Origin of the sequence: Streptomyces katrae (assembly GCF_000966975.1) — a bacterium.
In the GTDB taxonomy this organism is placed as follows: Bacteria; Actinomycetota; Actinomycetes; order Streptomycetales; family Streptomycetaceae; genus Streptomyces; species Streptomyces katrae.
Genome location: NZ_JZWV01000831.1, coordinates 1 through 9,511 on the forward strand (window position 1 = coordinate 1; position 9,511 = coordinate 9,511).

Below are 9,511 nucleotides of genomic sequence, written 5' to 3' on the forward strand. Positions count from 1 at the left end.
ACTCTTCTACCTGCAGGCCCGCGGCATCCCCGCCGACGAGGCCCGCCGCCTGGTCGTGCGCGGCTTCTTCGCCGAGCTCGTCCAGCAGATCGGTGTCGCGGACATCGAGGAGCGCCTCATCGCGAAGATCGAGGCCGAGCTGGCGGCGGCCGTCTGATGACGTACGTCAAGGCCTGCGCGCTGAGCGAGCTGGAGGAGAACACCCCCAAGCGGGTGGAACTCGACGGCACGCCGGTGTCCATCGTCTCCACCGAGGGGGAGGTGTTCGCGATCAACGACATCTGCTCGCACGCGAACGTCTCGCTCTCGGAGGGTGAGGTCGAGGACTGCATGATCGAGTGCTGGCTGCACGGGTCGGCCTTCGACCTGCGCACCGGCAAGCCCTCCGGTCTGCCCGCGACGCGCCCCGTCCCCGTTTACCCCGTAAAGATCGAAGGGGACGACGTGCTCGTCTCCCTCACCCAGGAGTCCTGAGGTACCCATGGCAACGCTTGAAATCCACGACCTGCACGTCTCCGTCGAGGCCGAGAACGGCGCCCGCGAGATCCTCAAGGGCGTCGACCTGACGGTCAAGCAGGGTGAGACGCACGCCATCATGGGCCCCAACGGCTCCGGCAAGTCCACCCTGGCGTACTCCCTCGCCGGTCACCCGAAGTACACCATCACCGGTGGCACCGTGACCCTCGACGGCGAGGACGTCCTGGAGATGTCCGTCGACGAGCGCGCCCGCGCCGGCGTCTTCCTCGCCATGCAGTACCCGGTCGAGGTCCCCGGCGTCTCGGTCTCCAACTTCCTGCGCACCTCCGCCACCGCCATCCGCGGCGAGGCCCCCAAGCTGCGCACCTGGGTGAAGGAGGTCAAGTCCGCCATGGAGCAGCTCCAGATGGACCCGGCCTTCGCCGAGCGCAACGTCAACGAGGGCTTCTCCGGCGGTGAGAAGAAGCGCCACGAGATCCTCCAGCTGGAGCTCCTCAAGCCGAAGATCGCGATCCTCGACGAGACCGACTCCGGCCTCGACGTCGACGCCCTGCGCATCGTCTCCGAGGGCGTCAACCGCGTCCGCGAGACCGGTGAGGTCGGCACCCTGCTGATCACCCACTACACGCGCATCCTGCGCTACATCAAGCCCGACTTCGTGCACGTGTTCGCGAACGGCCGCATCGCCGAGTCCGGCGGCGCCGAGCTCGCCGACCAGCTCGAGAACGAGGGCTACGACAAGTACGTGAAGGGTGGCGCGACCGCGTGACACAGCTGCCTGGCCTCCTCGACATCGAGGCGATCCGCAAGGACTTCCCCCTGCTGGATCGTGTGGTCCACGACGGGAAGAAGATCGTTTACCTGGACAACGCGGCGACCTCGCAGAAGCCGCGCCAGGTGCTCGACGCGCTGAACGAGTACTACGAACGGCACAACGCCAACGTCCACCGCGGCGTGCACGTGCTCGCCGAGGAGGCCACGGCACTGTACGAGGGCGCCCGCGACAAGGTCGCCGCCTTCATCAACGCGCCGAGCCGCGACGAGGTGATCTTCACCAAGAACGCCTCGGAGTCGCTCAACCTGGTCGCGAACATGCTCGGCTGGGCGGACGAGCCCTACCGGGTCGACCGCGAGACCGAGATCGCCATCACGGAGATGGAGCACCACTCCAACATCGTCCCGTGGCAGCTGCTCGCGCAGCGCACCGGCGCGAAGCTGAAGTGGTTCGGCCTCACCGACGACGGCCGGCTCGACCTGTCCAACATCGAAGAGGTCATCACGGAGAAGACGAAGATCGTCTCCTTCACGCTGGTCTCCAACATCATGGGCACGATCAACCCGGTCGAGGCGATCGTCCGGCGGGCGCAGGAGGTCGGCGCGCTGGTGCTGATCGACGCCTCGCAGGCCGCTCCGCACATGCCGCTGGACGTGCAGGCGCTCGGCGCCGACTTCGTGGCCTTCACCGGCCACAAGATGTGCGGCCCGACCGGCATCGGCGTCCTGTGGGGCCGCCAGGAGCTCCTGGAGGACCTGCCCCCGTTCCTCGGCGGCGGCGAGATGATCGAGACCGTGTCGATGCACGCTTCGACGTACGCCCCGGCGCCCCACAAGTTCGAGGCGGGTACGCCCCCGATCGCCCAGGCCGTCGGCCTCGGCGCGGCCGTGGACTACCTCACCTCGATCGGCATGGACAAGATCGCCGCGCACGAGCACGCGATCACCGAGTACGCGGTCAAGCGCCTCCTGGAGGTCCCCGACCTGCGGATCATCGGCCCCACCACGGCCGAGGACCGCGGCGCCGCGATCTCGTTCACCCTCGGTGACATCCACCCGCACGACGTGGGCCAGGTCCTCGACGAGCAGGGCATCGCGGTCCGCGTGGGACACCACTGCGCGCGCCCGGTCTGCCTGCGCTACGGAATTCCCGCGACCACGCGAGCGTCTTTCTACCTGTACTCCTCTCCCGCCGATGTCGACGCGCTGATCGACGGGCTGGAGCACGTACGGAACTTCTTCGGCTGAGGACGAGGACGCTGTGAAGCTGGATTCGATGTACCAGGAACTGATCCTGGACCACTACAAGCACCCGCACGGGCGTGGCCTGCGCGACGGTGACGCCGAGGTGCACCACGTCAACCCGACGTGCGGCGACGAGATCACGCTCCGCGTGAAGTACGACGGCGAGACGCTCACCGACGTCTCCTACGAGGGCCAGGGCTGCTCCATCAGCCAGGCCAGCGCGTCCGTGCTGAACGAGCTGCTCGTCGGCAAGGAACTGTCCGAGGCGCAGAGGATCCAGGCCGTGTTCCTGGAGCTGATGCAGTCCAAGGGCAAGATCGAGCCGGACGAGGAGATGGAGGAGGTGCTGGAGGACGCGGTCGCGTTCGCCGGTGTCTCCAAGTATCCGGCGCGTGTGAAGTGTGCTCTGCTGAGCTGGATGGCGTGGAAGGACGCGACCGCCCAGGTGCTGGGCGACGCGGAGAGGAAGACGGCATGACCGAGAACGCGACGCCCGAGGCGTCGATCAAGCCGGCCACCGAGGAGGAGGTCCGCGAGGCCCTCTACGACGTGGTCGACCCCGAGCTGGGCATCGACGTCGTCAACCTGGGCCTGATCTACGGCATCCACATCGACGACGCCAACATCGCCACCCTCGACATGACCCTGACCTCGGCGGCCTGCCCGCTGACGGACGTCATCGAGGACCAGGCGAAGTCGGCGACGGAGGGCATCGTCAACGAGCTCCGCATCAACTGGGTCTGGATGCCGCCGTGGGGCCCGGACAAGATCACGGACGACGGCCGTGAGCAGCTGCGCGCGCTCGGCTTCAACGTCTGACCCACGCGGTCACAGGAGGGCCTCCGGCACGGTCGTGCCGGGGGCCCTCCCTGTGTCCGGGGGCCCTTCCCGTTCTTCCGGGTTCTTCCGGCGGACGGCCGGTGTGCACCGGAAGTTGGCCAGGAGGGCCGAATCTTCTCGACGGCCGTCACGGTGTGACGCCCTGAGGGAGAGGACGCCACCATGAAGAAGCAGCTCGGTATCGCGAGCACCGCGGGGATCGCCGCGCTGATCGTCGCCGCCACGGTCATGCCCGCGCACGCGGTCACCTACGGGACCCCGACCATCTCGCTGTCCGCGGGCTACCTGTCGGGCTCCGTGAACGGGGTCGGCGACCAGACCGTCGACGTCACCGTCGGGCAGAGCGGCGCCGACGTCTCCGCCCTGACCGTCAGCGCCTCCGCCTCCAGCAAGACCTCCGTCGCGGGCACCGGCGACGTCACGGTCACCGGCACCGGGGCCGTGCGCCGGCTGGCCGTGACCGCGCACAGCCGCGGCTACACCAACCTGACGATCAAGGTCGCCGGGCTCGGCGGCAAGACCGCCACCAAGACCCTCTCCTACGCCGCTTCCGCCGCCGTCCAGAACCCGGCCGACGCCCGCTACTTCAGCGGCGCCTCGGACTCCTCGGCCGCCGTGGACGTCGGCGGCGGCTACACCGTGGTCGCCGACGACGAGAACAACGTGCTGCGCCTGTACGACCGTTCCCGCTCCGACGCCCCCGTGCGCACCTGGGACTTCAGCTCCCAGCTCGGCGTCACCAAGGAGGTGGACATCGAGGGCGCCACCCGCGTCGGCAACACCATCTACTGGACCGGCTCGCTCGGCAACAACAAGGACGGCGAGTACAAGGCCCCCCGGAACACGGTGTTCACCACCACCGTCAGCGGCTCCGGCACGGCCACGCAGCTCGCGTACGGGCGCTCGTACAAGCACCTGCGCGAGGACCTCGTCGCCTGGGACCAGGCGCACGGCGACCGGTACGGCTTCGCGGCGGGCACGGCGACGGGCCAGGCGCCCAAGCAGATCGACGGGTTCAACGTGGAGGGCCTGGAGTTCGCCCCCGGCTCCACCACCACCGCCTACGTGGGCTTCCGCGCCCCGCTCGCCCCGGCCGTCCCCGGCGGCAAGGCGCTCCTCGTCCCGGTCACCAACTTCGACCGGGTGCTCTCCAACGGGGCCCCGGCCGCCTTCGGTTCCGCGATCGAGCTGGACCTCGGCGGGCTGTCCGTGCGCGACATCCGCAAGAACGCGCAGGACCAGTACCTGATCCTGGCCGGTTCCTGGGCCGCCGACGACAACTCCGACCCCTACGCCCTCTACCAGTGGGACGGGATCGCCGGACACGCCCCGGTCAAGCGGGCCGACCTGCCGACCACCGACCCGGGCGGCTGGGAGGCCATCGTCGAGGTCCCAGACCTGTCGGCACCGGGCGCGCGCGTCCAGCTGATCACCGACAGCGGCTCCGCCGACCTCTACGGGGACGGCATCGAGGCCAAGGACCTCACGCACCCCGAGTTCAAGAAGGCCCGTGCGGCCTGGTTCACGCTGGACCGACACGCCTCCTGATCAGGCGTCCGCCGCGAAGGCCTCGGCGAGGTGCTCGCGGCGGATCCGCCGGTCCACGTAGAGCAGCCCGGCCGGCAGCTGCGGGAACGCCGGCAGCAGCACCAGCGCCGACAGCGCCCCCGGCAGCCCGAACCACAGCAGCAGCGCGTACCCGGCCGCCGCGGTGAACACCACCGCCGGGGCGGTCACGGCCAGAGCCCGCCACCACGCGCCGCGCACCAGCTGCGCCGAGCGGCGCAGGGCCGCCACCGGCCCGAGCCCCTCGTACCCGGCGGCGGTCGGTGCCAGGGAGGACAGCACCCCGAGCCACAGCGCGACCGGCAGCAGCGGGAGCGCCGCGAGGGGCGGCACCCCCAGCGCCACCAGCACCGCGAAGGGCCCGGCCGCCACCAGCAGGGCCAGCAGCTGGGTGCCGAGGACCGCCGGGGTGCGCGGCAGTGCGGAGAGCAGCAGCCCCGGCACGGTGACGGGGCGGCCGAGCACCGCCGGGCGCAGCAGGGCCGCGATCAGGGCGGTGGCCAGCGCACAGGTGAACAGCAGGAACAGGCCCGCCGCCGGGAACAGGGTCCACACGAAGACCCGGCTGCCCGACCTCGGGCTGAGCGAGGCCAGCGTGGCCGCTCCGGCCGCCGCGGTGACCAGCAGCCCGGCCATCAGCTGGCCCAGCAGCAGCGCACCGCACAGCGTGCCGCCGTAACGGCGCAGGGCGGTGAGGGCCCCGCCGAGGATGTCCGAGGTGCCCAGCGGCCGCAGGGGCACCACTCCGGGCCCGGGCCGTCCCGGGGGCAGCCGGCCACCGCCCGGATGGGTCCCATGATGCATCGCCATGAGCGGCCCCCTGTCCCTGAGTGGGGACACCGTAGCTCCGATGCGCGCCGGTGTCGCGGGGTCTGCGTGTGTACATGTGTACGCATCGATGCGTACTGTTGTACACATGCCGTACGTACTGCTTGCCCTGGCCATAGCCTCCGAGGTCGCCGGGACCACCGCGATGAAGTACAGCGAGGGCTTCACCCGGCTGTGGCCCTCGCTGGGCACCCTGCTGGGCTACGCCATCGCCTTCACCCTGCTCGCCCAGACCCTGAAGTCGATGTCGGTGGGCACGGCGTACGCGATCTGGGCCGGAGTCGGCACCGCCGCCATCGCCGCGATCGGCATGCTGTTCATGGGCGAGGCCGCCACCGCCGCGAAGATCGCCGGGATCGCGCTGGTCATCGGCGGTGTGGTCCTGCTCAACCTGGGCGGGGCGGCCCACTGATGGCCGCCGCCCCGGTGCGCCGGTACGACCCCGAGCGCCGTCAGCGGATCATCGACGCCGCGATCCGGGTGGTCGGGGCCAAGGGGATCGCCGGGCTGAGCCACCGCAGCGTGGCGGCGGAGGCGGACGTACCGCTGGGCTCGACCACGTACCACTTCAAGACCCTGGACGACCTGCTGGTGGCGGCCCTGCGGCAGGCCAACGAGGCGTACGCGCCCGCGCTGGCGCTGCGCGGGGGCGAGGACCTCGCCGGCGCCCTGGCCCGCCTGCTGGGCGAACTGCTGGACGCGGACCGGGGGCGGGCGGAGCTGGAGTACGAGCTCTACCTCGCGGCCCTGCGCCGGCCGGCGCTTCGGCCGGTCGCCGCCGAGTGGTGCGAGGCCGTCGTCGCGGCACTGTCGGACCACACCGATCCGGTGACGGCGCGGGCCCTGGTGGCGGTCATGGACGGCATCAGCCTCCAGGTCCTCCTGACGGGCACGCCGTACGACGAGCCGTACGCCCGCGACCTCCTGACCCGGGTCCTGCGCCCCACGTAGCCGACGCCACCGCTGCGCGGGGCGGAGGGCCCCGCTTCCCCGCCCCGCTACTCCGCCGCCCGCACCGCCGCCAGCGCGGCGGAGACGCTCGCCTCGATGTCCCGCACCGGGTAGAACACCTCCCGCACCACCCGCTGCCGGTCCACCACCAACGTCAGCCGCTTGATCCGGCTCACCCCCGCCGCGCGGAACGTCGGCAGCCGCAGAGCCGTGACCAGCCCCAGCTCCGCATCCGACAGCAGGGGGAACCGCAGGCCCTCCTTCTCCGCGAACTCCCGCTGCTCGTCCGGCCGCTGCGTCGAGACCCCGTGCACGGTGGCGCCGGCCGCGGTGAACTCCGCGAGCTGGTCGCGGAAGGTGCAGGACTCCAGCGTGCAGCCCCGCGCACCCGGGATCCCGCCCCAGCCGGGCGGGTAGGACTCGGCGCGGGCGTACGCGCCCGGGAAGCAGTACAGGACGGTGAACGGCGTCTCCGCCACCGGGTCGCGCGGCTCGCCGTCGAGGCCCGGCAGCAGCAGCTCGGGCAGCCGGGTGCCCCGCAGCGCGTGGACCCGTGCGGCCTCCCTCGAGGACTCCTCCGTCGTCGCGGTCATCTCTCCCTCTCCCAGGACCCAGGTGTCACCCCAGTCCTGGAGGGCCACCAGGACCGGCAGCAGCCCCCGTCCGCGCGGGGTCAGCCGGTACTCGTGCCGCACCGGACGCTCCTGGTACGGCTCGCGCGTCAGCACCCCGGCCTCGACCAGCAGCTTCAGCCGCTCGGCGAGCACCTTCCGGGACACCCCCAGCTCCCGCTGGAGCTCCTCGAAGCGGTACAGCCCGCGCGCGGTGTCGCGCACGATCAGCAGCGTCCACCAGTCGCCCACGACGTCGAGGGCCTGGGCGATGGAGCAGTCCGCGTCACCGAGGTGCGTGCGCTGGGCCATGGGAACTCCTTTGTCCGTTGACCACAGGCTGTCATGCTGACATAGTCCGTTCCCAAAAGGAACTGACTCGGAACGGGCCCGGGGACCGGCTCGGACGCGACAAGGGGGGCATGGGTGTGCTGCAGGGGTTCAAGGACGTACCGAGGGTCGTGTGGCTGCTGGCTGCGGGGGTGTTCGTCAACGCCGTCGTCGGCTTCACCTTCGTCTTCGTCTTCCTCTACCTGACCGGGCCGCGCGGCCTGGGCGCCGCACAGGCCGGCGTGGTCACCGGCATCGGCGGCATCGGCCTGGTCGCCGGGAACTTCACCGGCGGCTGGTACGGCGACCGCTTCGGCCACCGCCGGGTGCTGCTCGCGGCCTCCGCCCTCGGCGGCCTCACCCTGATGAGCCTCCCGCTGCTGGCGACCCCGCTGCTGTACGCCGCCCTGCCGTTGGCCCAGTACGCCAACGGGGTGGTCCGGGCGGCCAACTCCGCCCTGGTGGCCGTCACCGTCCCCGAAGGGGCCCGCAGGCAGGCCTACGCCGTCGTGCGGTGCGTGTCCAATGGCGGTTTCACCCTCGGCCCGCCGCTGGGGGCCCTGGTCGCGGCCGGGCTCTCGTACGGCTGGCTCTTCCTCGCGGACGGCCTCGGCACCCTGTTCTTCGCCCTCTGGACCGCCCGCGTCGTCCCGGCGCGCGGCGCCGCCCGCATCCCTGCCGCGGCCCCGGACGGGGGTCGGGGCCGCGGCGGGGTGTGGCCCGAACTGCGGGCCAGGCCGGCCGTCCTGGTGCTGCTCGCCGCGATCCTCGTCGCCGACACGGTCTACCGGCAGCAGTACTTCACCTTCCCGGTCTTCCTCGCCGACCACGGCCTCGACGTACGCGCCTTCGGGCTGGTCATCGCCCTCAACGGGGCCGTGATCCTGCTGCTGGAGCTGCCCGCCGCCGTCGCCCTGCGGACCAGGCCGCCGCTCGCGGTCACCGGCACGGGGCTCGTGCTCGTCGGCGCCGGGTACGCGGCGCTGGCCCTCGGCGCCGGCGCGGTGACCGCCGTCGCCATGATGGTGCTGCTCAGCCTCGGCGAGATCCTCTACAAGACCACCGCCACCGCGTACGTCGCCGACCAGGCCCCCGCGCACGCCGTCGGGCGCTTCCAGAGCCTGTACGCGGGGGTCTCGGTCAGCGGGACCGTCCTCGCCCCGCCGGCCGGCGGGGCCCTGTACGGGGCGGCCCCCTGGCTGCTGTGGCCGCTGTGCGCGGCGCTCGCCGCCGGCGCCGGGGCGGTGCTCATCAGGCTGTCGCTGCGGCAGGGCCGCGCGGCCGCGCGTCCCGCTCCGGAAGGGGCGGAGCGACACGCCGTCAGCCCGGCACCTGAGACCGGTTCGCGGCCGCGGCCCGTCGCCGGTTAGGTTTCGGGCATGACTGCTACGCGTACCACCGGCGCCGTCGCCGCCGGACTTGCCACCCTCGCCGCCGACGGCACCGTCCTCGACACCTGGTTCCCCGCCCCCGAGCTCTCCGCCGAGCCCGGCCCGGCCGGCACCGAGCGCCTCACCGCCGAGCAGGCCGTGGAGCTCCTCGGCGCCGCCGCGGCCAAGGCCCTGCGCTCGGACGCGGTGCGCGGTGTCGAGGTCGTAGCCGTCCGCACCGTGATCGCCTCCCTGGAGGACAAGCCGCTGGACGCGCACGACGCGTACCTGCGCCTGCACCTGCTCAGCCACCGCCTGGTCAAGCCGCACGGCCAGAACCTGGACGGCGTCTTCGGCCTCCTGGCGAACGTCGCCTGGACCTCGCTCGGCCCGGTCGCCGTCGACCAGGTCGAGACGGTCCGGCTGAACGCCCGCGCCGAGGGCCTGCACCTCCAGGTCACCTCGATCGACAAGTTCCCCCGCATGACCGACTACGTCGCCCCCAAGGGCGTGCGCATC

At 71.8% G+C, this 9,511-nt stretch carries 13 protein-coding genes; 11 read left to right on the forward strand and 2 right to left on the reverse strand.

Going from position 1 to position 9,511, the window contains the following annotated elements:
• The 7 genes from VR44_RS44245 to VR44_RS27455 all read left to right on the forward strand — a co-directional run.
• On the forward strand, nt 1-157 hold a 157-nt coding region (locus VR44_RS44245; RefSeq protein ID WP_211275134.1), incomplete at its 5' end, for a SufD family Fe-S cluster assembly protein.
• Nucleotides 157-474 carry a bifunctional 3-phenylpropionate/cinnamic acid dioxygenase ferredoxin subunit gene (locus VR44_RS27430; protein WP_042820167.1) on the forward strand — a complete coding sequence of 106 codons (318 nt, stop codon included), beginning with the start codon at nt 157-159 and terminating at the stop codon, nt 472-474. The genes VR44_RS44245 and VR44_RS27430, both read left to right, overlap by 1 nt.
• 7 nt (nt 475-481) lie before the next feature.
• Nucleotides 482-1,246, forward strand: coding sequence for a Fe-S cluster assembly ATPase SufC (sufC, locus tag VR44_RS27435; RefSeq protein ID WP_030846240.1), 765 nt, complete (start codon nt 482-484; stop codon nt 1,244-1,246).
• Nucleotides 1,243-2,499, forward strand: coding sequence for a cysteine desulfurase (locus VR44_RS27440; RefSeq protein ID WP_045950298.1), 1,257 nt, complete (start codon nt 1,243-1,245; stop codon nt 2,497-2,499). The genes sufC and VR44_RS27440 overlap by 4 nt, the downstream gene beginning before the upstream one ends.
• Before the next feature lie 13 nt (nt 2,500-2,512).
• The gene (gene sufU, locus VR44_RS27445; RefSeq protein ID WP_045950299.1) at nt 2,513-2,974 is read left to right on the forward strand and encodes a Fe-S cluster assembly sulfur transfer protein SufU; all 462 of its coding nucleotides are present in this window, start codon (nt 2,513-2,515) and stop codon (nt 2,972-2,974) included.
• Nucleotides 2,971-3,315, forward strand: a complete 345-nt coding sequence (locus VR44_RS27450) for a metal-sulfur cluster assembly factor (protein ID WP_007263433.1) — start codon at nt 2,971-2,973, stop codon at nt 3,313-3,315. The genes sufU and VR44_RS27450 overlap by 4 nt, the downstream gene beginning before the upstream one ends.
• Nucleotides 3,316-3,498: 183 nt before the next feature.
• Nucleotides 3,499-4,884 carry a DUF3616 domain-containing protein gene (locus VR44_RS27455; RefSeq protein ID WP_045950300.1) on the forward strand — a complete coding sequence of 462 codons (1,386 nt, stop codon included), beginning with the start codon at nt 3,499-3,501 and terminating at the stop codon, nt 4,882-4,884.
• Here the strand turns inward: VR44_RS27455 and VR44_RS27460 are convergent, their stop codons facing one another.
• On the reverse strand, nt 4,885-5,712 hold the full coding sequence (locus tag VR44_RS27460; RefSeq protein ID WP_157880417.1) for a hypothetical protein: 828 nt from the start codon (nt 5,710-5,712) through the stop codon (nt 4,885-4,887).
• Between the two features lie 106 nt (nt 5,713-5,818).
• On the opposite strand from VR44_RS27460, the gene VR44_RS27465 reads away from it, so the two are divergent.
• Both VR44_RS27465 and VR44_RS27470 read left to right on the forward strand, forming a co-directional pair.
• The gene (locus tag VR44_RS27465; protein ID WP_045950302.1) at nt 5,819-6,142 is read left to right on the forward strand and encodes a DMT family transporter; all 324 of its coding nucleotides are present in this window, start codon (nt 5,819-5,821) and stop codon (nt 6,140-6,142) included.
• Complete coding sequence (locus tag VR44_RS27470; RefSeq protein WP_045950303.1) at nt 6,142-6,681, forward strand: TetR/AcrR family transcriptional regulator; 540 nt, start codon at nt 6,142-6,144, stop codon at nt 6,679-6,681. Before VR44_RS27465 ends, VR44_RS27470 begins: the two co-directional genes overlap by 1 nt.
• A gap of 47 nt (nt 6,682-6,728) precedes the next feature.
• Here the strand turns inward: VR44_RS27470 and VR44_RS27475 are convergent, their stop codons facing one another.
• On the reverse strand, nt 6,729-7,604 hold the full coding sequence (locus VR44_RS27475; protein ID WP_045950304.1) for a winged helix-turn-helix transcriptional regulator: 876 nt from the start codon (nt 7,602-7,604) through the stop codon (nt 6,729-6,731).
• Between the two features lie 110 nt (nt 7,605-7,714).
• Between VR44_RS27475 and VR44_RS27480 the strand changes: the two genes are divergently transcribed.
• Both VR44_RS27480 and VR44_RS27485 read left to right on the forward strand, forming a co-directional pair.
• Nucleotides 7,715-8,992, forward strand: coding sequence for an MFS transporter (locus VR44_RS27480; protein ID WP_045950305.1), 1,278 nt, complete (start codon nt 7,715-7,717; stop codon nt 8,990-8,992).
• Nucleotides 8,993-9,001: 9 nt separating this feature from the next.
• Nucleotides 9,002-9,511: 2,3,4,5-tetrahydropyridine-2,6-dicarboxylate N-succinyltransferase (locus tag VR44_RS27485; RefSeq protein WP_045950306.1), on the forward strand; the 510-nt coding region annotated here is incomplete at its 3' end.